This is a genomic window from Vibrio sp. DW001 (assembly GCF_029016285.1).
Taxonomy (GTDB): Bacteria; Pseudomonadota; Gammaproteobacteria; order Enterobacterales; family Vibrionaceae; genus Vibrio.
In genome coordinates this window covers 2,739,769-2,766,248 of the sequence record NZ_CP091975.1, presented here as the reverse complement: position 1 = coordinate 2,766,248, position 26,480 = coordinate 2,739,769, and the positions used below count along the sequence as shown (strand labels likewise).

The window sequence follows — 26,480 nt, the reverse complement described above, 5'->3', positions numbered from 1 at the left end:
ATCGCGTAGAAAGGACTTTCACTATGATTTCATTAGAACAAGCACAACAACTCGTTGCTCTACTTGAAGTTGGTAAGCAAGAAGATGCTAACGATATCGTATTGTCGATATTAAAAAGTAGAGAAAACCCCATTGTAAATGAGGTCGGTTCTCTTGCCCGTGGCCTTCACGATGCACTTGATCAGTTTAAGTTTGATCCAAGAATGAGTGTCATAGTAACTGAAGAGATACCGGACGCACGTGACAGGCTCGAATATGTCATTGCGAAGACTGAACTCGCAGCCAATAAAACAATGGATGCCGTTGAACGTTCTCTACCGATTGCAGATAAACTTCATGAAAGCTTGCTTGAAGTCAGGCCAACATGGAATGAACTGATGAAAGGCCGGATTGAACTATCGGAATTTAAATCACTTTGCTTACACATTGATGATTTGCTCAGTCAAATAGAGGGCGATAGCACAGAGCTTCGCAGTCAATTAACTGAAATTTTGATGGCACAAGATTTTCAAGATCTTACGGGACAAATAATAAAGCGCGTTATAACGCTTGTTCGTGAGGTTGAAGAAGGATTAGTCGATATTTTAACCGTATTTGGGGTAGAAGAAATCGACGAAGAGCCTGGCGTTACTAAGAAAGCATCTACCAAGGCAGAAGGACCAATATTAAATCCTCATGAAAGGGAAGATGCGGTTTCATCTCAGGACGATGTCGACGACCTATTGTCGAGTCTTGGATTCTAAGGGTAAACTATGAGCTATGAATTAGACGAAGAAATTCTACAGGATTTTTTAGTAGAAGCGGGTGAGATACTTGAACTGCTTTCAGAGCAGTTGATTGAACTTGAAAATAACCCTAACGATAAAGAACTGTTAAATGCCATTTTTCGCGGCTTCCACACCGTAAAAGGTGGGGCTGGTTTCCTCTCATTAACAGAACTTGTCGACGCGTGTCACGGTGCAGAGAACGTTTTTGATATATTAAGAAACGGTCAGCGTTCTGTCACCGCAGAGTTGATGGATACGATTTTACAGTCGCTTGACGCCGTAAACGTAATGTTTGTTTCTGTGCAGAACGGCGAAGCCCTAATTCCCGCAGATCCTGCAATAATTGCTCAGCTTCATCGTTTGAGTAAACCTGCTAGTGCGGACGAAGTTGCAATAGAGGTGGTTGAAGAGCCTGTCGTTGAAGTTGTACCAGAACCCGTTATCGAAAGTAACTTCGTTGAAAGTAGCTCCAACGGCTCCCTAGATGATATATCTCAAGATGAATTTGAGAAACTCCTTGATGAGTTACATGGTAAAGGCACCGCTCCCAGTGCGAGCACGAGCAAACCAGCCGCGGTAGAAGCACCAATAACGCCTACCTCTATTCCTGAGACTGGCGATATTACTGATGATGAATTCGAAAAACTCCTTGATGAGCTACACGGCAAGGGAACGGCTCCAACAAGCAGCGTAGCACCGACACCGACAGCGCCAGCAATAAGCAGCTCTTCCATTGAAGAAGATGTTATGTCTGACGTCGAGTTTGAAAAGCTCCTCGACCAGTTACACGGTGCAGGTAAAGGCCCTTCTCCTGAAGAGTTAGACGCCGCGACGAAATCTGCAAATGTACCGGCACCCGTAGCGAAACCGAAACCTGCTCCTACTGCTCAACCTACGGTTGCACCAAAAGCAGTCGCACCCAAAACTCAGGCTAAGCCAAGTGGGACCGTAAAACCAGTTGTTGCGGAAAAATCAGCCCCGAAAGTAAATAAACCAGCAGCTCAAAAACCGCAAGCGGAAGCAACGGTTCGTGTTGATACCTCGACGCTAGATATCATTATGAATATGGTGGGTGAACTGGTATTGGTTCGTAACCGATTGGTGAGCCTAGGGCTAAGCCGCAATGATGAAGAGATGTCTAAAGCGGTTGCGAATTTAGATATTGTTACTGCTGATCTTCAAGGCGCGGTAATGAAAACGCGCATGCAACCTATTAAAAAGGTATTTGGCCGATTCCCCCGTGTTGTACGTGATTTGGCTCGAACATTAAACAAAGATATTGTGCTTGAAATGCGTGGTGAAGACACGGATCTGGATAAGAATCTAGTAGAAGCGTTGGCCGATCCACTGATTCACTTGGTTCGAAATTCCGTAGACCACGGAATTGAAATGCCAGATGATCGTGAAAAATCGGGCAAGTCCAGAACAGGTAAAGTTATTCTATCTGCCTCTCAAGAAGGTGATCATATTGAGCTTGCTATCGTTGATGATGGCGGTGGTATGGACCCTAATAAGCTTCGAGACATTGCGGTTAATCGTGGATTGATGGATACCGAAGCGGCTTCTCGTTTAACCGATAAAGAGTGCTTCAATCTCATTTTTGCCCCAGGTTTTTCTTCAAAAGAAAAAATTTCAGATATCTCAGGTCGTGGTGTTGGTATGGATGTAGTTAAAACCGCTATCAATACTTTGAATGGTTCTGTTGATGTTGACTCTGAATTAGGGAAGGGGACCAAGATAACCATCAAGGTACCACTAACACTCGCTATTTTGCCAACGCTTATGGTTGGTGTTTGTGATCAGCCATTTGCGTTACCACTCGCTAGCGTTAATGAGATATTTAACTTAGATTTAAGTAAGACTAACGTTGTCGATGGTCAGTTAACGATTATCGTTCGAGAGAAGTCGATTCCACTGTTCTACTTGCAAAACTGGCTGGTTCCAAAAGCGGGCTCTGTTGATCAACGTGAAGGTCACGGACATGTCGTTATCGTTCAATTGGGCAGCCAACGAGTCGGTTTCGTTGTGGACAATTTGATTGGTCAAGAAGAAGTGGTCATCAAACCATTAGATAAGCTATTGCAAGGCACACCTGGCATGGCAGGTGCTACGATTACCAGTGATGGACATATCGCACTGATACTGGATGTACCTAACCTATTGAAGCAGTACGCGATGCGTTCGCGTATGTAAGAAGGATGATATGGCTGTAAAAGTATTAGTTGTTGACGATTCAAGTTTTTTCCGCCGGAGAGTGAGTGAAATCATTAATGCTGATCCACGTCTAGAGGTGGTTGATGTCGCAACGAACGGAAAGGAAGCGATAGAAAAAGTCGCTCAAGTTAAACCCGATGTGATTACGATGGATATCGAAATGCCTATCATGGATGGCATTACAGCGGTACGTGAAATCATGAAGGTAAACCCGACGCCTATCTTAATGTTCTCTTCATTAACACATGACGGTGCGCGTGCGACGCTTGATGCCCTTGATGCCGGTGCATTGGATTTCTTACCGAAAAAATTTGAAGATATTGCGCGTAATCGAGATGAAGCAACTCAACTGTTACAACAAAGAGTGGTTGAGATTGCTCGTAAGAAAATGCAGGTTCGCCGGAGAGCAACAACTCCTGCTCCTACCACAACACCCTCTAGTTCTGGGTTACGTAGGCCAGCAATGGGTGGAGCGACGAGCGCCACATTAGCTGCGGGAGCAAATCGCGCGCCAGTAGCGGACAGAAAGCTTGCGGGGAAATTTCGCGCAAGTGGTAAGAAATATCAATTGACGGCTATTGGTACGTCAACGGGTGGTCCGGTTGCATTGCAGAAAATATTGACTAAATTACCAAAAAATTATCCGCATCCAATTGTCCTCATTCAACATATGCCCGCCACTTTTACGGCCGCCTTTGCGAGTCGCTTAAACACACTTTGCAATATTGAAGTGAAAGAAGCAGCAGATGGTGACATATTGCGTCCAGGTGTTGCTTATTTGGCTCCCGGTGGTATGCAGATGATGATTGAAGGTCGACCAGGTATGGCCAAGTTACGTATCGTAGACGGTGGTGATAGGATGAACTATAAACCTTGCGTAGATGTTACGTTTGGTTCAGCCGCTAAGGTTTATAGCGATAAAGTACTATCAATGATATTAACGGGTATGGGTGCAGACGGACGCGAAGGCGCACGAATGTTGAAGACCGCGGGTGCAACGATATGGGCTCAAGACGAAGATAGTTGTGTGGTGTACGGCATGCCGCAAGCGGTTGCTAAAGCGGCTATCTCAACCGAAGACTTACCATTAGATCGTATCGCTGAGCGCATGCTTGTCGAAGTCGGCCTGGCATAGGGGGTCGCATGATTGTTTGGAGTGTCGCAAACCAAAAAGGTGGCGTAGGTAAAACGACGACGACCATCACTCTTGCTGGCTTACTCGCTAAGAAAGACAAGCGAGTGCTGCTAGTGGATACCGATCCACATGGCTCCTTAACAACCTATCTTGGATACGATTCAGATACCGTAGCGAAAAGCTTATTCGATCTATTTCAGTTATCGGAGATAAATAAAGAATCAGTTAGGCCGCTAATATTGGCTTCTGATGTAGAAAATATTGATATCATTCCCGCTCACATGTCACTCGCGACCCTTGATCGAGTGATGGGTAATCGAAGTGGTATGGGATTGATCCTTAAGCGTGCTTTGCTCGCCTTACATGGTGATTATGATTACGTACTTATAGATTGCCCGCCAATACTGGGTGTGATGATGGTCAATGCGTTAGCCGCAAGTGATCGTATCCTTATCCCTGTGCAAACCGAATTTCTAGCGATGAAAGGGCTGGAACGCATGGTTCGTACGTTAACAATTATGCAGAAGTCACGTAACAGAGCGTTTAAAACAACGATTGTGCCGACTATGTATGACAAGCGGACTAGAGCGTCACTAACGACGTTGAACCAGCTTAAAAAAGACTATCCAGACCACGTGTGGAGTTCCGCAGTACCTATCGATACGAAGTTTAGAGACGCAAGTTTAAAACGTTTGCCAGCTTCTCATTTTGCGGAAGGCAGCCGTGGTGTATTTGCATATAAGCAACTGTTGATCTATCTAGAGAGGTTAGCGTTAGATGAGCAGTAAACAAGCACATAAACTGACGGGTGCTGAGGCACTAGATGAATATTTCACGGCACTTCTTGATGAAGAGTGGGAATTTTCAGATACCCCCAGTATTGAATCAACACCTTTAGTAGCGGTTGACTCAGCCCCCATTTCCGAATTAAATGAGCAGAGTCAAGAACCGTTACTCGCGCTTCAACCGCAAACAGATTATGAGTCATCCTATACGACATTGGGATACAATGAGTTTGAGGTTCCAGATTTAGAAGACGTACAAAAGCTTCTTGATAAGATGGAGAGGACGGATCTTGCCGCCGAACCAGAGATTGTCAGCTTAATTGAACAGAATACGATCAGTATCAATCAAGTAGAAGATGACGTGCTTGTTGCTCCAATGCAAGAGGTTGAAGAGGTTCAGGAATGGGCAGTAGAAACTCAGGTGAATCCTGCTTTTGAGGCCGTCGTTGAAGAACCCGAAGTTTATATAGAGCAGGAAATAGACCAAGCTGTTGAAGTGGAATCGGAAATCGAAACAACTTATTCCCCCTCAGTGTTTGATGATTGGAAAAGTACGGAAAGAAGTGTTGATTTTCAGGTACTCTATTTTGATGTGAATGGCGTGCTTTTTGCGGTTCCGTTAGATGAGTTGGGCGGTATTCACAAAACGACTGAGATGAGCCACCTGATAGGTCGACCGAATTGGTATCTGGGTCTTCAAACCAATAAAGACAATCAATATGACGTCGTCGATACAGCAAAATGGGTAATGGCTGACAAGTTAAAAGATGAGTCTCATAAAGAGGCTTATCAGTATATCGTAATGCTAGGTGACAGTAGTTGGGGCTTAGCAGCAAGCGAGCTGAAGGGAACCGAATCGCTTAATGTACGGAGTGTACGTTGGCGAGAGCAAGCGGGCAAAAGGCCTTGGCTTGCAGGTATGGTGAAAGAAAAAATGTGTGCTTTGATTCACGTCGAGGCCATGATAACAATGATAACTGCTGGACTAGACGTAAAGTCTTTAAATATTTGATAAAAGGTTTGTCGATAGCGACACAAAGAGGATAAGACATGTCTCAAGTGAATGAAGTAGATTTAAAAAAAGATCAAGCAAATGACGAAGTGCTTCAATGGGTAACTTTCCAGCTCGAAGAAGAAACTTATGGCATTAATGTAATGCAGGTTAGAGAAGTACTTCGCTATTCTGAAATTGCTCCAGTACCGGGTGCGCCTGACTATGTATTGGGTATCATTAATCTGCGTGGTAACGTCGTTACGGTTATCGATACGCGTTCAAGATTTGGTTTAATGCAGGGCGAGATCTCTGATAATACTCGTATTATCGTGATCGAATCTGAACGTCAAGTTATCGGTATCTTGGTCGACAGTGTTGCTGAAGTGGTTTACTTGCGCTCATCTGAGATCGATACAACACCAAGTGTTGGTACTGACGAAAGTGCTAAGTTTATCCAAGGTGTGAGTAATCGAGAAGGTAAGCTATTAATCTTAGTCGACCTTAACAAGCTTCTTTCAGATGATGAATGGAACGAGATGGCACATCTGTAATGATTGAACAGTTAGATTCAATGACGCTTTATGTACTGATAGGCGGGAGTCTGTTTTTGGCTCTCGTTCTTGGCGTTATTTTGTTGCGTAATGGCAAGCAGACGCGAGGAAGCCTTGAGCACCATAGACAGGCAGCTAGAAATCTAGAAAAAGAGATCACAAAAGCGAATAATCAATTGCTTGAGGTTCGCTCTGTTGTCATAGGTCTGGGTCAAAAAGTATCGGAACAACAAGAGCTAATTCAACATTTGTCGGAAAGAATTACAGAATTAGAGCATGTTGATTCTGATAGCCGCTTATATTCTAGAGCAAGTAAAATGGTACAGCTCGGTGCGGGTGTAGATGAATTGATTGAAGAGTGCGAGTTACCCAAAGCAGAAGCTGAGTTGATGATGGCATTACAAAACAAGATTTCTGGAAAGGAAAAAGTTCCTCCTATGAGGCCGAGCAATAAGAAATAGCAAAGCCATAGATAGATGGAACGAATTTTGTGTTTTGTAAAGTAAAAAAGAGAAGCGTTTCTGCTTCTCTTTTTTTGTGTCTTATTGATTAATAGATCGAAAAAATAGCGGGTTGTATAAAGAATTTTGTCATTATGTGACGGTACTGAGTCGCCAAATTCAAAAAAATCAGTTTCTTGTTATTTATGCCCTACGTAGGGTGATAAAGCCTATGCTAATATGGCCGTTAAATTTATAAATAGTAGTAATCATGTTAGAAGTCTCAAATCTTACCGCTATTCGTGACGAAAGAGTTCTTTTTGAAGGGCTGTCGTTCAAGATCGGCAAAGGCGAAATCGTTCAAATTGAAGGCCGAAATGGCACAGGAAAAACGACATTACTGAGAATTATTGCAGGGCTCGGCGACTGTGAAGGTGGTGAAATTCGTTGGAACGACAGCATCACAGTAAGCAATCGTGATTTTTTCCATCAGGACTTACTTTTTTTAGGTCATCAGACGGGTGTAAAAAGAGAACTCACCGGGTTTGAAAATCTCTCCTTTTATCAATCGATCCATCAGTCGGAAATTGATAGAGACAAAATTTGGTCTGTACTTGCTCAAGTTGGTCTCGCAGGGAGAGAAGATGTGCCTGTCGCACAACTGTCCGCAGGTCAACAACGCAGAGTGGCACTAGCAAGGTTATGGTTAAGTACACAGGTTTTGTGGGTGCTAGATGAACCACTTACAGCCATTGATAAACAGGGTGTGAAAGTATTGGAAAACTTGTTTCTCAAGCACGCCGAAGAAGGGGGAATAGTGGTGCTTACGACTCACCAAGACATGTTTATTGATTCACCGAAACTTCGCAAAATTAAGTTGGGTGATTAATATGATCCAACCTATGTTAATGATTATCCGCCGTGAGTTACTTATTGCCTTCCGTCGCCAAGCCGATATTTTTAACCCATTGTGGTTTTTTATTATTGTCATTACTCTTTTCCCTTTAAGTATTGGCCCCGAACCAAATTTATTGGCGAGAATAGCCGCAGGTATTATCTGGGTAGCCGCATTACTTTCTGCTTTACTTTCCTTGGAAAGATTGTTTCGAGACGACTTCCAAGACGGCTCTTTAGAACAGATGATGCTTATGCCAATTCCTTTACAACTCGTGGTAATCTCAAAAGTGATTGCTCACTGGTTGTTAACGGGGTTGCCATTGATATTGATAAGTCCTCTCTTGGCGGTATTGTTGTCATTAGACTTTTACACGTGGCAAACCGTTGTTCTGACATTGTTAATAGGGACACCGACATTAAGTTTCATTGGCGCTATCGGAGTGGCATTAACCGTTGGATTACAAAAAGGCGGAGTATTACTGAGCCTTCTTGTTTTACCGCTCTATATTCCTATATTGATATTTGCGACGTCAGCGATCGATGCAGCAAGTTTAGGTATGCCATATAACGGTCAACTGGCTATAATGGCAGCGATGCTTGCGGGCTCAATGACCTTAACCCCATTTGCGATAAGTGCTGCACTTAGAGTTAGTGTGAATTAGCACGATAAACTACCTCTTTATGGGTATTGTTTTGCAGGTGGCAGAGAATACGATCACCCCTTGCGCTGTCTTTAGTTTAGCCCAGTATAAAAACATATTATAAAAACACGAATCAAGAGCGAGATATCACCATGTGGAAATGGCTTCATCCCTATTCTAAGCCCGAAGTGACCTATAATTTATGTAATAAATTGTTACCATACTTCGCGGTATTAACAGTACTGTTTTTAGGCGCGGGTACGGTGTGGGGGTTAGCTTTTGCGCCTTCTGATTATCAACAAGGGGATAGTTTTCGAATTATCTATATCCATGTTCCTTCCGCTATCTGGTCTATGGGTGCCTATATGTCGATGGCAATCGCTGCGTTTGTTGGTATCGTATGGCAGCATAGATTATCGAATATGGCGGCGGCAGCAATGGCACCAATAGGCGCTGTATTTACATTCATTGCATTGTTTACTGGTGCGGTTTGGGGCAAACCTATGTGGGGTGCTTGGTGGGTATGGGATGCAAGGCTAACATCTGAATTGGTACTACTCTTTTTGTACTTAGGTGTGATAGCACTTTATCATGCTTTTGACGACCAAAAAACTGCGGCTAAGGCAGCAGGTATTTTGGCAATTGTCGGTGTTATTAACCTTCCTATTATTCATTTCTCTGTAGAGTGGTGGAATACACTACACCAAGGAGCCAGCATTACTAAATTCGCTAAACCGTCTATTTCGGGCGACATGTTATGGGCACTGCTTTTGAACATATTTGGTTTCTTGTTCTTTTTTGTTACGTTGACTTTAGTACGATTTAAAAATGAGATTTTGTCTAAGGAGAGTCATCGTCCTTGGGTGCAAACGCTCATTTCAGGGAGATAACAGATATGTATTTTGAAAGCTTTAGTGACCTAATAGCCATGGGTGGCTACGGGGCCTATGTATGGGGTGCATTTGGGGTTACGTTTCTATCACTTTTCATCCTTACAGTGAGTAGTTTAATGACGGGCAAAAAAATCATTCGTGAAGTTAAAAGTAAACAGGAACGCCAAGCCCGAATAGAAGCGGCGAAGAATTTGGAGAATACATTATGACCCCAAGACGCAAAAAAAGAATGGGTCTGTTGCTGGCACTGTTTTTAGGTCTTAGTGCCACGATTGGACTTGTGCTGTACGCATTAAATCAAAACATGGATCTTTTTTATACACCAACAGAATTGGTGTATGGCAAACCAGATGGTTCTAAACCAGAAGTGGGTCAACGACTGCGTATAGGTGGCATGGTTGTAAAAGGGTCGGTTAGCCGAGATCCTGAATCTTTAAAAGTGTCGTTTAAGCTCGCCGATGTTGGTCCTCAGGTGACCATTGAATTTGAAGGAATACTGCCAGATCTTTTTCGTGAAGGACAAGGTATCGTCGCGCAAGGTGTCTTAAAAACAGCGACATCTATTGAAGCTTTTGAAGTGCTAGCAAAGCATGATGAAGATTATATGCCACCAGAAATAGCTGAAGCGATGGAAAAAGTGCATGAGCCAATGGGCTACACGGAAGAGCAGTTAAAAGGGGGCGACAAGTAAATGGTAGCTGAAATTGGTCATTTTGCGCTTATTGTCTCTCTCGGGTTTGCGGTACTTTTAAGTATTCTGCCTCTGGTTGGTGCTGCTAAGCAGTCTCACATGTTAATGGCAACCGCTCGACCACTCTCGTGGGGCATGTTTTCATTCTTATTACTTTCATTTTGTATTCTTCTTTGGGCATTTTATACCAACGATTTTACTATCAGCTATGTAGCGAGTAACTCTAACTCCGCGCTTCCTTGGTATTATCGTCTTACTGCGGTATGGGGAGCTCACGAAGGTTCACTACTGCTCTGGGTGTTGATTCAAGCGGGTTGGACAGTTGCCGTTGCTTCGTTTAGTCGAGGTATGCCTCCAGAGTCGATCAGTCGTGTGCTTGCGGTGATGGGGATTATTACAATTGGATTTCTTCTGTTTATTATCGTCACCTCGAATCCTTTTTTAAGAACGTTACCTTTCTTTCCTATCGATGGCCGTGACCTTAACCCGCTGCTGCAAGATCCCGGCCTGATTATCCACCCACCTATGTTGTATATGGGTTATGTTGGCTTCTCTGTTGCGTTTTCCTTTGCGATAGCATCGCTAATGACGGGTCGTTTAGATACGGCTTGGGCAAGATGGTCTCGTCCTTGGACAACGGCTGCATGGGTATTTTTGACTTTAGGTATTGCACTGGGTTCTTGGTGGGCCTATTACGAACTTGGTTGGGGTGGTTGGTGGTTCTGGGATCCGGTAGAAAACGCATCGTTTATGCCTTGGTTAGCAGGTACAGCATTAATGCACTCACTGGCGGTAACAGAGAAGCGTGGTACGTTTAAAGCATGGACCGTTCTATTAGCTATCTCTGCTTTCTCACTCAGTCTGCTCGGAACCTTCCTCGTTCGTTCTGGTATCTTGGTTTCGGTGCACGCATTCGCTTCAGATCCTGCTCGCGGTATGTTTATTCTTGGATTCCTGATCGTCGTTATCGGTGGTTCATTGTTGTTATTTGCACTGAAAGGTTCTGCCATCCGTGTTCGCAGCAATGTTGCGCTGTTTTCGCGTGAGAATGGGTTACTTGCCAATAATATTTTGTTAATCGCGGCTCTGGTTGTCGTATTAGTGGGTACATTGCTACCACTTGTTCATAAGCAGATTGGCTTAGGTTCGGTTTCCATAGGCGCACCTTTCTTCAATATGTTATTTACTTGGTTGATGATTCCATTTTCTTTCCTAATTGGTGTTGGTCCATTGATTCGCTGGAAACGAGATGATATCTCTTCGCTGATAAAACCGATGTTGTTCGGCGGCGTTATTTCATTCGTATTTGCTGGTCTGTTTGTATCAATTCTTGGCGACAAGTTTACTGGTATGGCCTACTTAGGCTGGGTAATGGCACTTTGGATAATCACGATGCACTGTTATGAAATTCATCAACGTGCAACCCATAGACACCGCTTTTGGGTAGGTATCCGTAAGCTTCAAAGAACCCATTGGTCTATGGTCCTTGGACATATAGGTCTTGCCGTTACGGTTATTGGTATCGCGATGACACAGAACTATAGTGTTGAGCGTGATGTGCGTTTAGCACCAGGTGAAAACTTTGAAATTGAAGGCTATAACTTTTACTTCAAAGGCCTAAGAGACAAAAACGGTCCTAACTATGATGGCTATGTAGCCGATTTTGAGATTACAGAAGATGGTAAGTACGTTAACACGCTGCATGCGGAAAAACGTTTCTATACTACGTCTGGATCGATGATGACGGAAGCCGCGTTGGATGTTGGTGTTACGCGCGACCTCTATATCGCAATGGGCGAGCAACTAGGTGACGATGGTTCGTGGGCGGTTAGATTGTATTACAAACCGTTTATACGTTGGATCTGGGCGGGGAGCATCTTTATGGCGTTAGGTGGACTTCTTGCAATGAGTGATAAACGCTATCGTTTCAGAAGTAAGTCTAAGGAAGTGAAGGCCTAAAATATGAATAAGAAAATTCTGTTTATACCATTCGCTATGTTTCTTGTACTTGTGGCTGTTTTCGTGGTGCAACTGTCTCGTAATGCAGAAGGTGAAGACCCGACAAAGCTAGAATCGGTACTAGTTGGTAAACCCGTACCTGAGTTTCGTTTGGAAGACTTGGCCGAGCCCGGTAAGTTGCACGATCAAGCGATCTTTAGAGGTGAACCTTTACTGCTAAATGTTTGGGCCACATGGTGTCCTACCTGTTACGCCGAGCATCAAACGTTAAATGAGCTCGCGGCCAAGGGTGTAAAAATCATTGGTTTAAACTATAAAGATGACCGTGCTAAAGCAACGGGTTGGCTAAATGATTTAGGTAACCCTTATCTTATCAGCCTGTTTGATGGTGACGGAATGCTAGGGCTGGATCTTGGCGTTTACGGCGCACCAGAAACCTACCTAATCGACGCAAAAGGCATTATTCGTTATCGTCATGTAGGTAATGTTACTTTAGGGAACTGGGCAGAAGTACTAGAGCCTATGTACTTGCAGATGATTGAGGAAGCTAAATAATGAAAAAATTATTTGTGATTTTATTTAGCGCTTTATTAATGTCATTCACCGCACATGCAGCGATTGATGTTTTCGAGTTTGATAATGAGCAGCAAGAAGAGCAGTTTAAAGAACTAAGCCACACGTTACGCTGCCCTAAATGTCAGAATAATACCATTAGTGATTCAAATGCCGAGCTTGCAAAAGATCTTAGAGTAAAAGTGTATGAGATGACAAAAGCTGGCAAATCTAAGGACGAAATTGTCGATTACATGATTGCGCGTTATGGTAATTTTGTAACCTACAAACCACCGTTCACTATAGCAACATCAATTCTGTGGCTTGGGCCTTTATTTGTTGTTCTACTTGGATTCAGTATCATTGTATTTAATAGTAAGAAGAAAGCGCAGAAAGTGACTCAATCAAAAGAATGGGATGCAGAAAAAGAAGCCCGCCTAAAAGCAATATTAGAAGAAAATGGAGATAAACAATAATGGCAATTTTTTGGTTATCTACCGTCGTTTTGATCTTGGCAGCTATTGTTTTTATCGCACTACCGCTTTTTAGAAAACAACGATTTGACGATGAAGCGCGTCGAGATGAACTTAACAAAGCTTTTTACAAAGATCGATTAGAAGAACTTGAAGTCGAAGCAGAAGCGGGTGTGGTCACCGATCAAGAGGACTTGATTGTCGATTTGAAGCAACTGTTGCTGGAAGATATTCCAGTTGACGAGAACAAAGCAAAGTCATTCTCTATCTCTCCTATGGCCGTGTTTATTCCGTCAGCCTTGGTTTTGGTTGTTATTTCTTATGCGGTCTACTCAATATTTGGTAGTTTAGATAAAGTGTCGCATTGGCAAAACATTAACGACCAATTGCCCGTTTTGACGCAAAAACTTATGTCACCTGAGCAAGAATCGCTAACCGAAGACGAGCTGAAAGATCTCAAACTTGCCTTGCGTACAAGGTTACATTATCAACCAGATGATGCTCAAGGTTGGCTGCTGTTGGGCCGGATAGCTTTGGCAGATAGAGATGCGGATACGGCGACAGGGGCGATGAAAAAAGCGCACAAGCTCGACGCAGATGACCCGGACGTGAGATTAGGTTACGCACAATCACTAATGATGTCAGAAGATGAAAGGCAGCAACAACTTGCTCGCTCGATTCTGATTGGTTTACTACAGGATGATTATGTTGATCTACGTGTTTATTCATTGTTGGCGTTTAACGCTTATCAAAGAGGAGAATACGAAGAATCTATCCGATTCTGGCGTACCATGCAAAAACTCATTGGCCCTGATGACAACCGCTATTCAATGCTTGATAGAAGTATTGAAAATGCGGAAAAAATGTTAGGTAAAGCCGTCACTACAAGCAGTGTTCCGATTACTATCACGGTGGGTCAGGATATTCAGTTACCTGAACAGGGATTGCTGATTGTATCGATTCATGATGGAAATGGTTCACCAGTACCCGTTGCCGCAGCACGTTACCCTATTGGTACCTTCCCACGAACGATCGTACTTGATGATGCGAATGTAATGATGGAAGGGCAAAGTATTACTCAATTAGAAAGTTTACTTGTCAAAGCGCGAATTGATACTGATGGTAATGTCAGTACCAAAGAAGGTGACTGGTATGGTGAGAGCCAAGTTATGAAAATGGGTGATCAGGTTGCAATAATGATTGATAAACAGTATTAATATGTCCTTCGTTAATTAGTTGGGGGTTGACGTTGGTCAACCTCTTTTTTTTTTTACTTAAGGATAAGTATTTCATTATGTTTGTAACACGCTTTAAAGGTGTGTTGGTTATCTTAATCACCTTATTGGCTGTTGGTTGTTCTTCTACTCCCGAACAAACCGCACAAGACGCAGAAATTAATCAGCAGGTGTTAGGCGGTGAAGCTCACCCTAATGACCCATTAGAAGGTTTCAACCGAGCGATGTGGTCATTTAACTATGATTTCGTTGACCCGTATTTATTTAGGCCTGTTGCGCTTGCATACGTCGGTTACACGCCAACACCTTTGCGCAAAGGTATCGCTAACTTTTTGTCTAACCTCGACGAACCATCAAGCATGATCAATGACCTTATTATGGGGAATGGCGAAGAGGCGGTGAATCATTTTAACCGATTTTGGATCAACTCCACATTCGGTATCTTAGGGTTATTCGATATTGCAGGAGCGGCCGGTATTGTTGAAGACGATAGAGCATTTAGTGATGCCCTCGGCCATTATGGCGTTGGTAACGGTCCCTATTTTATGGTACCGGCGTACGGCCCAGTGACGACCCGTGAGGTAACCGATCTAGTCGATGGTATGTACTCACCGCTCTCCTATTTGAACATCTGGGGGTCTTTGGGCAAATGGGCACTTGAAGGGTTAGAAAGTCGAGCGGCGTTGGTTTCGCAAGAACCCATTTTGGAAGCGTCACCAGACCCATATGCATTTACACGAGATATCTATCTACAGCGTCGTGACTTTAAAGCGCAAGTTGAACCGGAAGAGGTCAATGAGGAAGAGGAAGACTATCTTGATGACTATCTAGATGAAGAGTTCTAAATAAAAATACCCCGTTATAACGGGGTATTTTTTTGCCAGCAATAAGTACTGCAATTAGAAGCGATAGTTTGCCTGAACACCGATCAACCAAACGTTGCCAGATGTTTCGCCTTCGAATGTTCCCCCAACGGCTTTAGCCGCGTCGTCGTCATCGTAGCCGCGTGGTTCATTAATGGAGGCATCTTTCGCTAAAATATAGGTAAATCCAGCATCAAAGGATAACTGCGGTGACCACGTATAACCGGCACCTAAGCTAAGCCATGTACGATCGGTTTCTGGGATAGTTGCAGAACGGTTTTTGTCACTTACAGCAGACGTATCATAAGCAATACCTGTTCTGACTAGCCATTCAGAATCTATCTGATATTCCGCACCAACCGCGAAGCGGTAGTTGTCTTCCCAATTTTCATCTTTAACGTTTATTGGCGCCGAGCCTCCTGTATCCGCCTCTAGCTTTTCAAAGCTGCTCCAGTCAGTCCAGTTGATGCTTGCGGTTATTGTTGTCTGTTCTGAAAGCTGATACATACTGGCTAACTCAGCCGTCGCTGGGAGTGTTAATGCTAACGAACCAGGAGCGGTAGTGCCGGGAACCAAATTAAAACCAACGCCTTTCACTGTGCCCTCAAGGTTGAGTTCGACTTCAGACTTGTAGGCAAATCCGACACGATGGTGGTCATTGATTTGCCATGCAACACCGAGCTGCCAAGCCCACTCAGTGGTATCACCTTCCATATATTTAAGTGTTTGATTTGGATAGACTGCGCCGTGTGCAGGAGATGTCGCACCAAAATGGCCTTCTGCCATTACATATCGTAAACCACCACCAATACTTAACACTTCGGTTAACTGATACCCAATGTTTAGGTTTGCCTCCTGAGTCATTACTTCGGCGCTGTCACCGTAATGGCTGGCTGCATAATCACTGCCGAGATCGGTACTCATGCCGTAGTTTGTACCGAGAGCAAAACCTAAACCGATTTTGTCATTTAGTTTATGCGAAAGATAAAAATTGGGAATAATGGCGTCATCCGCATAATCTTTAGTATTGACCTCATAGTCGCTTCCATAAGAGGAAACATTACCCGTTACATCAATGTTAGGGTTGGCGTAAATGGCACCACCAGAAACCTGCGTGCCCTCAAGGTAAGTCAGTAAGGCCGGGTTGCGCCACTGAGAACCTGCATTGTCGGCAATCGCTGCCTCACCAGCATACGCTCGACCAAGTCCTGTAGCAGAATACTCCGCTAGTTGAAAACCGGCAGCTAGTGTGTTGCTACTGTATGTTGTTATACCACTCAAAATAGCGATGGAGAGAAGAGTTTTATTTGATTTCATTATTTTATTCGCTGAATTAGTTAAGCCAGATATGTCTACAGTGAGGCATTTTACGAATAGAGTATTTACTTTAATAATAAAAATTGCAGAATTGTTACAATTTGAATTAATACTCTATTATTTGGAAAAATAGAGAGAATTATCTTGGTATTTTGGTCTGACCATTGTGGTTTTCAGCGTACAAGTGTGGTGTGAAAGTGGCTTGTATTGACACAGAGTTGCACTGGATTACGCGCGTGATTAATAGTAGAAATAGAAAAAGGGCCGGAAAATCCGACCCTTTTTGTAAGGTTATTTCTAGGTGCTTTTTATCCAGCGTTTAGAAAGTACGGCTGTATTGTAAGCCCATCAGTATTGCATCGGCGTGCGTAGTTGCGGTTATTTGTGTCCCTGCTAGTGAAGTTTCGTTAACCTTAACATCTTCACCCAATAAGTACGTAAAACCAAAATCAATATTTGACTTCGTGTCTATGCTGTACGTGAAACCAGTCGATAACCACTGTCTATCTGAATCAGGTACAGAAATTGATGTAACTTCATCTTGTGCACTTGTGTCATACATGTAACCAGCGCGAATAGTCCAATCTTGATTTAGGAAATATGTTCCACCTAAAGAATAGTGCATACCATTCTGCCATTCATATGTATTGATTGTGCCAGTGTCTTTTCCTTCAAGAATGTCAAACGAGCTCCAGCCAATCCACTGAACACTGTAGTGAACCGCCCATTTAGAGTCTTCAATACGGTGATAACCTGAAAACTCCAGTATGTCGGGAAGAGGCATCAATATAGTATCTTTTCCGCTACCTTGTGGATAACCAGCGTAACTGACATCGCCGTCAACTTCGAGTTCAGGACTATAATGGTACGCTAAGCCAAAACGGTTGTTTTCGTCCAACTCATATACTGTACCAAGGTTAAATCCGAGCCCCCAACCATCTGCATCAATATTTACAGCGTTAGTCCCGGATGCCGTAAAAGTTCGTTCAAATTTACCAGAGCCGTAAATAAGATCTAAGCCCGCACCTAAACTCCATTGCTCATTGATTCTATAAGAACCTGCTAGACCAATATTAAAGCTTTTAACATCAGTACTGCCGCCAAATTCGCCAGCAACATAATCATCGGAGAATTCAGTTTTAGTCCCAAAATTAGTATATGCATTGACACCCCAAGAAAATTTATCATTTATTGGGACGATTAAATGCAGATTAGGAGCTATTGATGTATCACCAGCATCGTCATAATTTGCACTGGTAGTTCCATTATAAGTTGCATCCTTCACTTCAATCATAGAGGTAATAGAAACAAAACCTAGCGACATAGCGGTTTCATCAAAAAGCGCCATTGTTGCGGGGTTACGAGCCATTGAAGAAGCGTTATCTGCTATAACAGCATCACCGGCAAACGCTCGGCCTAGGCCAGTAGCGGATTGTGCATTTAATTGAAAACCGGCAGCTACTGCTTGTTGAGAAGCAAGCGCTATCGTTGCTGCGATTATCGTTTTTTTAAACAGACGCGTTTTATTCATTAGTAATTCCTTTTGTAAAAAATCGCCTCTTAAAATTGGGCGTTATGCCAGAGTGGAGACTCTGTTTTGGTTTTTAATGAGAGCAATTGCTCAGTTTGTTGGCTGATAATAGATGTTATTATATAGAGTAGAAATCCGACCATTGGCTAATTTGACGGGAAAATACTAAAAATGGCGGGTAACTAACGTGAAATGGTAACAAAACTCTATGTTTTAGAGTTTGTACTCTAAACGCTTGTTTGAAAGTTAATGTTATGTTAATGCGTTGTTAATTGTCGAATGTAAAAGCCCTCATTGTTGAGGGCTTTTATTAGACTAAAGTGTAGGTTTGATGATAGAGGTCAGATTTGCAGCGATTTTCTGGATGTCTTCACCTTCCTCGCCAACAAGGATGACACTTGAACCCTCAATTGGAACGACGATGCCAGACATGCCATCTTTATTAAAATCAATAGTTTGCTCTGTACCAATATTGGTGACAAACAGTGTTATTCGCCCTTGCTCACCTTGAAAAACCATATGTAATGCGTTTGAGTTTCCAAAACCACAGTGATTTAGGTAATAAACGTGATAGGGGAATGTTTCTGTAAATTGATAGGCAAACGGTCGCAATTTTGCGTTTATCTGCGTCGAATTTACCTTTTCATCTAAGTTATTTACAAATGGTGATTCATGAATAACATGTTCTACGGCCGTGTCTGCCAAACTGGCATGGGCTGAGCCGATGAGCAGCGGAGTCCAATTTACTTGGCCGATAATCAACCCAGCAGCAAAAGCAGCGGAAGCAGCCATCGCTAACATCTGCTTAGTGAAACTCTTCTTTTCAGAACGTGTACTGTGATTGAACAAGATGCGGTCAGCAAGATCATCTGGCACATCCACTTTCATGGCTTGTTCGATTTTGTTGTCGAAGCTCAATATATCATCAGCGAATAATTGATTTGCCTCTGAGCTTTGTATGGCTTCATTTATTTCTTTATTACGGAGCTTGGGCTCTGAAAGTAGCATTCGACGAAATTCTAAATCATCCATTATTCAGCCCCCCTTATATTTGTGACTTTATTGTCTGATTCGTCAATCATGTCTTTAAGTTGGTTTCTGGCTCTAAAGAGCCGAGTCATAACGGTGTTCTTATTAAGATCAAGTATATTACCTATCTCTTCACCGCTGAACCCACCAACAACCTGCAGAAAAAGAGGTTCTCGATACTCCGCATCGAGTTTCATTATCTGCGCCTGCATCCATTCTTGCTGATGATGATGATCATCACTGACCTTTGCTTCATGGCCGTAATCATCTATATCAACCAGCTCTAATCTTTTACGCTCGAAGCGTCTTGCATTTTCCCGCCGAAGAATGGTGATCAGCCAAGATTTTGCTGCTTTTTCATCGAGTAGACTATCCAAGGATTTCCATGCTCGTAGGCACGTTTCCTGAACGAGATCTTCTGCTATCGTCCTATCTTTGCATAGCCAATAAGCGTAGCGGAATAGGTCTTTATGATAAGCGCGCACAAGTGCTTCGTATTTTCTTTGTTTATCCATATCCAAGTTGACCGTGGAAGTCGGCTTTTTCTTTCCAAAAATATTAGATATCGACACACGAGCCTCCGGTTTGCTCTTTGTCGTTTGTAAATTTCTATATGACAAATCGCTAAAAAATGAGATATAGACTGGTTTGTGTTTACGTCGTTTTAACGATCTTTGTTGTTTTTTATCTTGCAGCACTGGGCTGTTGTCTTAATTAACAATAAATTGATCTACTTCAAAACCTCGCCTTCATAACGAGTTATAGTAGCGGCTGTTATCTAGCTAACCCTTGTGGTTAGTGTGTTGAGCAAGATAACACTTCCTTTTGAAGGCTGACTTTACTTTCTCCTAATCAGGAAACTGATTATTTCAATTGACGTAAGTTAATTGTTTTTTATATGAATATTCCAACCACACCATATCGTGTGGTTTTTTTTTACCTGCTATTGTAGATTAAAGCTTAACAGCATCCGTTTAATTTTTATCTAAAACCATTCTCTTATACCCATCATTCTATCTGCCTTTGAAACGCTTTAGTAGTAGCAAATAACTGGTTGGTTCTCTCGTTTGTCTCCAATTCAGTTGATTTCTTTGTTCACGCTCAACGGCTATTTGTTAATACGCCTCACGTTTATTTAAACGGTTGTTTGAATTATTTAACATTTTCGTTACAATGCACTCAGGTCAGACCTCATGGTGAAGGAGAAAAAATGAGCCGACAAGATGTCAAAACGCGTTCAGGCGAAAGAATCGCGATAGTCGCGGGACTTCGAACCCCTTTCGCTCGACAAAGTACAGAATTTGCAAAAGTGCCAGCAGTCGATTTGGGCAAGATAGTAGTAAGTGAGATGCTTGCGCGTACCGAAATCGACCCAAAGTTGATAGAACAAGTCGTTTACGGACAGGTTGTACAAATGCCTACCGCTCCTAATATTGCTCGAGAAATTGTTTTGGGTACTGGGATGAATGTTGCTACGGATGCTTACAGTGTAACAAGAGCGTGTGCCACCAGTTTTCAAGCCTCTGTGAACGTGGCCGAAAGCATCATGGCTGGCAGCATTGATATTGGTATCGCTGGTGGTGCTGATTCCTCATCCGTATTACCTATTGGTGTGTCCAAAAAGCTTGCGGCGAGTTTACTTGCGCTTAGTAAAGCAAGAACATTTAGCCAAAAAGTGAATATTGCTCGTCGGCTTTCTCTTAGAGATCTTGCTCCTGTTCCTCCAGCCGTTGCCGAATATTCGACTGGAATATCAATGGGTCAAACCGCCGAGCAGATGGCAAAAACCTATGGAATATCTCGTGCAGATCAAGATGCATTAGCCCATCGTTCTCATTCATTAGCATCTCAGGCATGGAAAGATGGCAAGATCCGCGACGAAGTGATGACGGTATTTCCTGAACCATATAAAAAATGGATCGATCAGGATAATAATATTCGTCACGACTCAACCTTAGAAGGTTACGCCAAATTACGTCCTGCATTTGACCGGAAGTTTGGTACCGTAACCGCGGCTAACAGTACACCGTTGACCGATGGTGGGGCAGCAGTAATGCTGATGCGAGAAGGGCGCGCAAAAGAGCTTGGTTTGGAGATTATGGGCTACATCCGTTCATATGCCTTCTCTGCGATTCAGGTTGAGTACGATATGCTCATGGGGCCTTCTTACGCTACACCGATGGCACTAGACAAAGCGGGACTCACTTTGGGCGATATTGATGTCATTGAAATGCATGAAGCGTTTGCTGCTCAAACATTAGCGAACGTGAAAATGTTCTCAAGTGATAAGTTCGCACAGGATAAGCTGGGTCGTTCAAAGGCGATCGGTGAAATAGACATGGACAAGTTCAATGTCCTCGGCAGCTCAATTGCCTATGGTCATCCATTTGCCGCGACGGGTGCAAGAATGATGGTGCAAACATTGCGAGAACTAAAAAGAAGAGGCGGTGGATTCGGCCTTAATACAGCATGTGCCGCGGGTGGTCTTGGCGCTGCGATGATTTTGGAGGTTGAATAATGAGCGAGAATAAATCCTTTCAGTTGACGATCGATGATGACAAGATCGCGTGGCTTACCATCGATGTTGCTGACGAGACCATGAATGTGCTCAAATCGGACCTCATAGAAGACATTGAGTTTCTACTGACCGATTTTGAAGCCAACGTCGAAGGTATCCAAGGCGTAGTTATTTGTTCAGGTAAGCCAGATAGCTTTATCGCTGGTGCTGACGTTAAAATGTTAGACGCGTGCCAGTCAGAAAGTGAAGCACAAGCGCTAGCGCAGAAAGGGCAAGCGGTATTCAATCGACTGGCAGCACTTAAATTTCCGGTGGTTTCAGCCATTCATGGTGTCTGTCTAGGTGGTGGTTTAGAGCTATCTTTAGCTTGTGATTATCGCGTGTGTTCCGATGACGACAAAACGCGCCTCGGTCTACCAGAAGTTCAGCTTGGACTACTACCAGGCTCAGGTGGCACACAACGTTTACCTCGATTGATTGGTTTGCTTCCATCTTTAGACATTATCTTAACGGGTAAGCAGGTTAGGGCGAAAAAAGCACTGAAGCTTGGGATGGTTGATGCAAGTGTACCTAACGCTATTTTATTTGATGTCGCGAAAACCTACGCGCAAAAAAACAAGCGAAAAATAAAAACCGCAGGCAAAGAAAAACTACTCTCTAGAAATAGCTTGGGAAGGATGATCATTTTTGACCAAGCGAGTAAGAAAGCAAAGCAAAAGACACGTGGAAACTACCCAGCTGCCGATGCCATTCTAAATGTGATTAGGTATGGGTTAGAAAAGGGATTGAAAAAGGGCTTAGAATTTGAAGCTCAGGAATTTGCTAAGCTTGTCATGACGAGCGAATCTAAAGCGCTTCGTTCTATTTTTTTCGCTACGACAGAAATGAAGAAAGACAATGGCTCTGATGCCACTCCCCGCAAAGTTGCCAAGGTTGGCGTGTTGGGTGGGGGACTGATGGGTGCGGGTATAAGCCACGTTAGCGTTGCGAAAGCTAAGGTTCCTGTTCGCATTAAAGATGTGTCCAATGATGGTGTGCTTCACGCGTTGAATTACAACTTCAAACTATTTTCAAAACAGCGTAAACGCCGCATCTTATCCAATGCACAACTGCAAGCTAAGATGTTACAGCTATCAGGTGGAACGGATTTTTTGACCTTTAATCAGGCCGATGTGGTAATAGAAGCTGTTTTTGAAGATCTAAATTTAAAGCAACAGATGGTCAGTGATATAGAAAAGAACGCGAAACCTGATACCATTTTTGCAACGAATACTTCTTCTCTACCGATACATAAAATAGCAGAGAAAGCGGCACGACCAGAAAATGTGGTTGGACTTCACTATTTTAGTCCGGCAGAGAAAATGCCTTTGGTTGAGGTTATTCCTCATGAAACAACATCAGATGAAGCCATTGCAACAGTCGTTAACTTTGCTCGTAAACAAGGCAAAACGCCGATTGTGGTAAAAGACAAAGCCGGGTTTTATGTGAATAGGATTTTGGCTCCATATATGAATGAAGCTGCGCATGTATTAATGAGTGGTGAGCCGATAGAATCTTTAGATAATGCACTGCTCGATTTTGGTTTCCCCGTAGGCCCCATTACCTTATTAGACGAGGTTGGTGTTGATGTAGGAGCGAAGATAATGCCTATCTTGGTGGGTGAGTTAGGGGCACGATTCCAAGGTCCGGATGTGTTTGATACTCTTTTGAATGACAATCGAAAAGGTCGTAAAAGCGGTAAAGGCTTTTATACCTACAAAGGCAAAAAGAAAGTGGTCGATAAGTCAGTATATAAACTGCTTAAAGTGACGCCTGAAGCCAAAATGGCAGAAGCAGATATTGCACTACGCTGCGTACTGCCTATGTTAAATGAGGCTGTACGTTGTTTGGATGACGGGATAATTCGTAGCGCCAGAGATGGCGATATCGGTGCTATTTTTGGTATCGGTTTCTCTCCATTCTTGGGTGGGCCATTTCGCTATATGGACCAATTTGGGATTAAAGAACTGGTTGAGAAGATGAATGATTTTGCTCAGAAATATGGTGATCGATTTGCACCTTGTGACGGACTGGTTAACCGTGCGGGTAGCGGCGAAGGTTTTTACTAACTAGCGCGTTTGCTTGATAAAAGAGGTGCAAAATCGTATTAATGTAGATTTTGCACCGTTTTTTTAGTTTTTGATAGGCGTGTATTTACCCTAGGTCCAGATCTTTCGTTCTTAACTGAAACTCATCAATACTGTCAATTTCATGACCAATACTCAGAGAGTTGGCTTCTTGGTGCTTATTGCCTTTCGAATGCAATATTAGTCGTGTTGAGGTTCTGGGTTTTAATATGTTAATCACAAACCGAATCATGTCGACTCTGGACACATCTTTAAGTTCATCAAGAACCTTGTCTCTTTGGTCAAAGGTTAAGTCTTTATTGCCTATGGCAACCCAAAATCGTTGTGCTCGGCTTCTGAGGTTGTTATCTGGCGTTGAAATTTGATTCCAAAGTCCTTTCTTACTGCTCTGCCATTGGTATTCATTTAACTCAAGTAGAACCATGTAAAAAGCATTTAAGAAATCATCAATAGCGGAAAGTAGATCTTTCGGCGAGAATTTCGGTGACTGAACATATAAAACTAAGCCGGGGTGGCGGTTAAGGGGCATATTACCCGTACCAACCATGTAACCCATCTGTTGTTTGGTTCTAATGTCATTAAAAAATGCAGCGGACATTAAGTGGTTAGCCAAGGTATATATGGCAATGTTCTTTGGCGAAATATCCTGAGACTGATAGTAGACAACGATAGCGGAGTCTTCTTGATCGCAAGAAACACTTCGATGGAATGTACCAGAGCTTTCACCAAGCATAATAAGAGGTCGAAGAGACTCTTCATACTGTTGATTCTGCATGTGCATGGCCGATTTTACGGTCTCGGCTACCGTAATCGCTTGATCTCGTTTCCAGTCCCCATAAACAAACATTTCGATATGAAGTTCAGCAAGCAGTGCCTCTACGAAATTGGACAGTTCATCAACTTCAATGCTTTCCAATGCCTCAATTAATGCCAAATAAGGAGGGTTATTGGGTTGTAATATTCCTGTCATCGCGTTGAATAGCTGAGAGATAGGGCGGTCTTTAGCCGCATTACGCCAGTTGCGTAACATCTGTTTTTTGATCAATTTGAAACGGTCAGATTTGAAATCACGTTTGGCAAATTGACCCAGAATCATCTTGAGTAACTCAGGCTGTTTTTGACTGAATCCTGAAATGGAAAGTGTGACGCCCCCCTGATGCGCGTAAATGTTGTAGCCCATGCCTGCTATCTCTGCAGGATAGGTTCGTTTTGCTAACGAATCTAAAAACATCTCTACACATAAACGCATTTTGACGATCTTTCTTGAGGTGGAAACGGCGTGTGGGCTATCGATAGCAATGTAGATAACACCTTTAGGCACCCTAAATTCGGTTTCTTGTAAGTGCCACAATCTAAAACCAGGTTGTGCATCAATGAGTGCTGGCTCTTTTGTCTTGTTTTCAAGCTTTTGGGGATCTAAGTCATAGCAAATAAACGGATTGATTTCTGGTAGGCTTAATTCTGAGTTTAAGGTAGGTTGAGTCCAACTATTGAGTTGTTGTTGTGATAATTTGGTTACCGAGTAAGGCGTAAAATACCATTTTGCTTCTCGGTCGAAATCGTCTCCTTTGGCTATCAAGGTAACGCGCAAATTATCGGGTGTTAGACAGTCTAGCAAAGTCGTGAGTAGCGATTTGTCATAATGTGACATCTTATAGTCGCCATAGATGACATCTTCCTCTGGGTAATGCTGAAGATTCATGACTAAATGACTGACCATATCGAGTGGACGCGTTTTCTCTTGGTATCGAAATGCGGATTCGAGTACTGCCTGTTTTTCATCAAAGCGCCATTTCGCAATGCCATCTTGCTTAATAAGCGCGATAAATTCAAATATGGTTTGGATTATTTCATCGTAGTGTCTTAAGCCTCGACCTGTCAGGTTAACACTGACAGTAAATTCTCTAAAATTACTTCCGCTAACCCCACCACCTGCGGCTAACGAGGTGATCCATTTCTTCTCTTTTAGAAAGAGCATTAGACTGCCTTCACCTTCAAACCCTAAGAGGTGTGCAAAGTAAGAAAGAGGTTTGGTGCTGTAGTGCTCTGACATACTTGGAAAGTTGAAGGACAGGATGAGTTTTTTGGATTCTTTTATTGGCTTAACTTTGACAAAGATACCCTTATCTTGTTCTCTAACTATCTCTTGTGGTAAAGATTTTGTGGCGAGGTTCTTATTTTTGATAGGGGAAAATTTTTCTTTAATCCACGTTTCGATTACGTTGAGTTCTGAAGGCGCGACAATGGTCAACGTCATAAGATCCGCCGAATACTGCTGTTCGTAAAACGCGATAATCTCGTCACGAATTGATTGACCGTCTCTATCACCGAGCGTTTCAGTATTACCAACAGAAAATTTGGCGAACGGATGTGCTGGGTTGATGACTTCTTTGTGAACTTGGTATAGACGACGCATGTCATCTTTAAGTTTCATTTGATATTCAGAATCAACTGCTTGCAGTTCTTTGCCCAAAGCTTCGGGGTTGAATAAAGGGGCGATAAAAAATTGGCTAAAACGATTTAACGCCTTCTCCATTAACGCCGGAGAGATATCAAAGAAGAAACAGGTGTGTTCCGTTCCAGTCCAGGCATTGTTGCTTCCACCATGCTGGCTTATAAAACTTTGAAAACCACCAATTTTAGGAAATGGTTCAGTGCCGAGAAACAACATGTGCTCTAGGTAATGAGCAAGACCCTCACGTTCGCTAGGATCATCATAATGGCCCACATTGACCGCGAGGGCTGCCGCTGCTTTTGTTGCAGAAAGATCTTCAATGAGAAGTGCGCGTAACCCATTATCTAATGTCACATAGCGGTATTTATTGCTGTCATTTGGGCTTAGATGCACAAGCGGTCTCCAAGTAGAGCG

The 26,480-nt window shown here is 43.0% G+C and carries 24 protein-coding genes; 19 read left to right on the top strand and 5 right to left on the bottom strand.

Features of this window, described 5'->3' with window-relative positions; genetic code table 11:
- The first annotated feature begins 23 nt into the window (after positions 1–23).
- The 17 genes from L3V77_RS12515 to L3V77_RS12435 all read left to right on the top strand — a co-directional run bounded on the left by L3V77_RS12515 (position 24) and on the right by L3V77_RS12435 (position 15,072).
- A complete protein-coding gene (locus L3V77_RS12515; RefSeq protein ID WP_275134464.1) occupies positions 24–743 on the top strand; it encodes a protein phosphatase CheZ in 720 nt (239 codons plus the stop codon).
- A 9-nt stretch (positions 744–752) separates the two neighbouring features.
- On the top strand, positions 753–2,960 hold the full coding sequence (locus tag L3V77_RS12510; protein WP_275134463.1) for a chemotaxis protein CheA: 2,208 nt from the start codon (positions 753–755) through the stop codon (positions 2,958–2,960).
- A gap of 10 nt (positions 2,961–2,970) precedes the next feature.
- Positions 2,971–4,116, top strand: coding sequence for a chemotaxis response regulator protein-glutamate methylesterase (locus tag L3V77_RS12505; RefSeq protein WP_275134462.1), 1,146 nt, complete (start codon positions 2,971–2,973; stop codon positions 4,114–4,116).
- Positions 4,117–4,124: 8 nt separating this feature from the next.
- Positions 4,125–4,904, top strand: a complete 780-nt coding sequence (locus L3V77_RS12500) for a ParA family protein (protein ID WP_275134461.1) — start codon at positions 4,125–4,127, stop codon at positions 4,902–4,904.
- Positions 4,894–5,913, top strand: a complete 1,020-nt coding sequence (locus L3V77_RS12495) for a chemotaxis protein CheW (RefSeq protein WP_275134460.1) — start codon at positions 4,894–4,896, stop codon at positions 5,911–5,913. Before L3V77_RS12500 ends, L3V77_RS12495 begins: the two co-directional genes overlap by 11 nt.
- 38 nt (positions 5,914–5,951) lie before the next feature.
- The gene (locus L3V77_RS12490) at positions 5,952–6,446 is read left to right on the top strand and encodes a chemotaxis protein CheW (RefSeq protein ID WP_275134459.1); all 495 of its coding nucleotides are present in this window, start codon (positions 5,952–5,954) and stop codon (positions 6,444–6,446) included.
- Entirely contained in the window at positions 6,446–6,907 is a 462-nt protein-coding gene (locus L3V77_RS12485; RefSeq protein ID WP_275134458.1) for a DUF2802 domain-containing protein, read from the top strand. Before L3V77_RS12490 ends, L3V77_RS12485 begins: the two co-directional genes overlap by 1 nt.
- A 250-nt stretch (positions 6,908–7,157) precedes the next feature.
- Entirely contained in the window at positions 7,158–7,775 is a 618-nt protein-coding gene (gene ccmA / locus L3V77_RS12480; RefSeq protein ID WP_275134457.1) for a cytochrome c biogenesis heme-transporting ATPase CcmA, read from the top strand.
- A gap of 1 nt (position 7,776) precedes the next feature.
- A complete protein-coding gene (ccmB, locus tag L3V77_RS12475) occupies positions 7,777–8,445 on the top strand; it encodes a heme exporter protein CcmB (protein ID WP_275134456.1) in 669 nt (222 codons plus the stop codon).
- Positions 8,446–8,576: 131 nt separating this feature from the next.
- Positions 8,577–9,314 (top strand): heme ABC transporter permease, encoded by a 738-nt coding sequence (locus L3V77_RS12470; RefSeq protein ID WP_275134455.1) that lies wholly within the window; start codon positions 8,577–8,579, stop codon positions 9,312–9,314.
- A 5-nt stretch (positions 9,315–9,319) separates the two neighbouring features.
- Positions 9,320–9,526, top strand: coding sequence for a heme exporter protein CcmD (gene ccmD, locus L3V77_RS12465; protein ID WP_275134454.1), 207 nt, complete (start codon positions 9,320–9,322; stop codon positions 9,524–9,526).
- Positions 9,523–10,008: a cytochrome c maturation protein CcmE gene (ccmE, locus tag L3V77_RS12460; RefSeq protein WP_275134453.1), complete on the top strand. Its 486-nt coding sequence runs from the start codon at positions 9,523–9,525 to the stop codon at positions 10,006–10,008. The genes ccmD and ccmE overlap by 4 nt, the downstream gene beginning before the upstream one ends.
- Positions 10,009–11,967, top strand: coding sequence for a heme lyase CcmF/NrfE family subunit (locus L3V77_RS12455; RefSeq protein ID WP_275134452.1), 1,959 nt, complete (start codon positions 10,009–10,011; stop codon positions 11,965–11,967). It abuts the gene before it with no gap.
- Positions 11,968–11,970: 3 nt separating this feature from the next.
- On the top strand, positions 11,971–12,522 hold the full coding sequence (locus tag L3V77_RS12450; RefSeq protein WP_195703927.1) for a DsbE family thiol:disulfide interchange protein: 552 nt from the start codon (positions 11,971–11,973) through the stop codon (positions 12,520–12,522).
- Positions 12,522–12,995 carry a cytochrome c-type biogenesis protein gene (locus L3V77_RS12445; RefSeq protein WP_275134451.1) on the top strand — a complete coding sequence of 158 codons (474 nt, stop codon included), beginning with the start codon at positions 12,522–12,524 and terminating at the stop codon, positions 12,993–12,995. Before L3V77_RS12450 ends, L3V77_RS12445 begins: the two co-directional genes overlap by 1 nt.
- A complete protein-coding gene (gene ccmI / locus L3V77_RS12440; RefSeq protein WP_275134450.1) occupies positions 12,995–14,209 on the top strand; it encodes a c-type cytochrome biogenesis protein CcmI in 1,215 nt (404 codons plus the stop codon). The genes L3V77_RS12445 and ccmI overlap by 1 nt, the downstream gene beginning before the upstream one ends.
- A 77-nt stretch (positions 14,210–14,286) precedes the next feature.
- A complete protein-coding gene (locus L3V77_RS12435; RefSeq protein ID WP_275134449.1) occupies positions 14,287–15,072 on the top strand; it encodes an MlaA family lipoprotein in 786 nt (261 codons plus the stop codon).
- A gap of 54 nt (positions 15,073–15,126) precedes the next feature.
- On the opposite strand, the gene L3V77_RS12430 is transcribed toward L3V77_RS12435, so the two are convergent.
- From L3V77_RS12430 to L3V77_RS12415, 4 genes are all read right to left on the bottom strand, one after another.
- Complete coding sequence (locus tag L3V77_RS12430) at positions 15,127–16,407, bottom strand: outer membrane protein transport protein (protein WP_275134448.1); 1,281 nt, start codon at positions 16,405–16,407, stop codon at positions 15,127–15,129.
- 319 nt (positions 16,408–16,726) lie between these two features.
- A complete protein-coding gene (locus L3V77_RS12425; RefSeq protein ID WP_275134447.1) occupies positions 16,727–17,938 on the bottom strand; it encodes an outer membrane protein transport protein in 1,212 nt (403 codons plus the stop codon).
- A 315-nt stretch (positions 17,939–18,253) separates the two neighbouring features.
- Entirely contained in the window at positions 18,254–18,970 is a 717-nt protein-coding gene (locus L3V77_RS12420) for a DUF3379 family protein (protein ID WP_275134446.1), read from the bottom strand.
- Positions 18,970–19,539 (bottom strand): sigma-70 family RNA polymerase sigma factor, encoded by a 570-nt coding sequence (locus L3V77_RS12415; protein ID WP_275134445.1) that lies wholly within the window; start codon positions 19,537–19,539, stop codon positions 18,970–18,972. Before L3V77_RS12415 ends, L3V77_RS12420 begins: the two co-directional genes overlap by 1 nt.
- Before the next feature lie 638 nt (positions 19,540–20,177).
- Between L3V77_RS12415 and fadI the strand changes: the two genes are divergently transcribed.
- Together fadI and fadJ are read left to right on the top strand one after the other, a co-directional pair.
- Complete coding sequence (gene fadI / locus L3V77_RS12410; protein ID WP_275134444.1) at positions 20,178–21,485, top strand: acetyl-CoA C-acyltransferase FadI; 1,308 nt, start codon at positions 20,178–20,180, stop codon at positions 21,483–21,485.
- Positions 21,485–23,593: a fatty acid oxidation complex subunit alpha FadJ gene (gene fadJ / locus L3V77_RS12405; RefSeq protein WP_275134443.1), complete on the top strand. Its 2,109-nt coding sequence runs from the start codon at positions 21,485–21,487 to the stop codon at positions 23,591–23,593. Before fadI ends, fadJ begins: the two co-directional genes overlap by 1 nt.
- 85 nt (positions 23,594–23,678) lie before the next feature.
- Here fadJ and L3V77_RS12400 read toward each other — a convergent pair whose 3' ends face one another.
- Positions 23,679–26,459, bottom strand: a complete 2,781-nt coding sequence (locus L3V77_RS12400) for an insulinase family protein (protein WP_275134442.1) — start codon at positions 26,457–26,459, stop codon at positions 23,679–23,681.
- Positions 26,460–26,480 lie beyond the last annotated feature (21 nt).

What these genes read in the sequence shown, in the direction of transcription:
- ccmD (WP_275134454.1), top strand. Translation starts at nt 9,320, where the DNA reads ATGTATTTTGAAAGCTTTAGTGACCTAATAGCCATGGGTGGCTACGGG.
- L3V77_RS12445 (WP_275134451.1), top strand. Translation starts at nt 12,522, where the DNA reads ATGAAAAAATTATTTGTGATTTTATTTAGCGCTTTATTAATGTCATTC.
- L3V77_RS12490 (WP_275134459.1), top strand. Translation starts at nt 5,952, where the DNA reads ATGTCTCAAGTGAATGAAGTAGATTTAAAAAAAGATCAAGCAAATGAC.
- fadJ (WP_275134443.1), top strand. Translation starts at nt 21,485, where the DNA reads ATGAGCGAGAATAAATCCTTTCAGTTGACGATCGATGATGACAAGATC.
- L3V77_RS12450 (WP_195703927.1), top strand. Translation starts at nt 11,971, where the DNA reads ATGAATAAGAAAATTCTGTTTATACCATTCGCTATGTTTCTTGTACTT.
- ccmI (WP_275134450.1), top strand. Translation starts at nt 12,995, where the DNA reads ATGGCAATTTTTTGGTTATCTACCGTCGTTTTGATCTTGGCAGCTATT.
- L3V77_RS12470 (WP_275134455.1), top strand. Translation starts at nt 8,577, where the DNA reads ATGTGGAAATGGCTTCATCCCTATTCTAAGCCCGAAGTGACCTATAAT.
- ccmA (WP_275134457.1), top strand. Translation starts at nt 7,158, where the DNA reads ATGTTAGAAGTCTCAAATCTTACCGCTATTCGTGACGAAAGAGTTCTT.
- ccmB (WP_275134456.1), top strand. Translation starts at nt 7,777, where the DNA reads ATGATCCAACCTATGTTAATGATTATCCGCCGTGAGTTACTTATTGCC.
- L3V77_RS12420 (WP_275134446.1), bottom strand. Translation starts at nt 18,970, where the DNA reads ATGGATGATTTAGAATTTCGTCGAATGCTACTTTCAGAGCCCAAGCTC.
- L3V77_RS12500 (WP_275134461.1), top strand. Translation starts at nt 4,125, where the DNA reads ATGATTGTTTGGAGTGTCGCAAACCAAAAAGGTGGCGTAGGTAAAACG.
- L3V77_RS12485 (WP_275134458.1), top strand. Translation starts at nt 6,446, where the DNA reads ATGATTGAACAGTTAGATTCAATGACGCTTTATGTACTGATAGGCGGG.
- L3V77_RS12425 (WP_275134447.1), bottom strand. Translation starts at nt 17,938, where the DNA reads ATGAATAAAACGCGTCTGTTTAAAAAAACGATAATCGCAGCAACGATA.
- L3V77_RS12495 (WP_275134460.1), top strand. Translation starts at nt 4,894, where the DNA reads ATGAGCAGTAAACAAGCACATAAACTGACGGGTGCTGAGGCACTAGAT.
- L3V77_RS12430 (WP_275134448.1), bottom strand. Translation starts at nt 16,407, where the DNA reads ATGAAATCAAATAAAACTCTTCTCTCCATCGCTATTTTGAGTGGTATA.
- ccmE (WP_275134453.1), top strand. Translation starts at nt 9,523, where the DNA reads ATGACCCCAAGACGCAAAAAAAGAATGGGTCTGTTGCTGGCACTGTTT.
- L3V77_RS12505 (WP_275134462.1), top strand. Translation starts at nt 2,971, where the DNA reads ATGGCTGTAAAAGTATTAGTTGTTGACGATTCAAGTTTTTTCCGCCGG.
- L3V77_RS12435 (WP_275134449.1), top strand. Translation starts at nt 14,287, where the DNA reads ATGTTTGTAACACGCTTTAAAGGTGTGTTGGTTATCTTAATCACCTTA.
- L3V77_RS12515 (WP_275134464.1), top strand. Translation starts at nt 24, where the DNA reads ATGATTTCATTAGAACAAGCACAACAACTCGTTGCTCTACTTGAAGTT.
- L3V77_RS12510 (WP_275134463.1), top strand. Translation starts at nt 753, where the DNA reads ATGAGCTATGAATTAGACGAAGAAATTCTACAGGATTTTTTAGTAGAA.
- L3V77_RS12455 (WP_275134452.1), top strand. Translation starts at nt 10,009, where the DNA reads ATGGTAGCTGAAATTGGTCATTTTGCGCTTATTGTCTCTCTCGGGTTT.
- fadI (WP_275134444.1), top strand. Translation starts at nt 20,178, where the DNA reads ATGAGCCGACAAGATGTCAAAACGCGTTCAGGCGAAAGAATCGCGATA.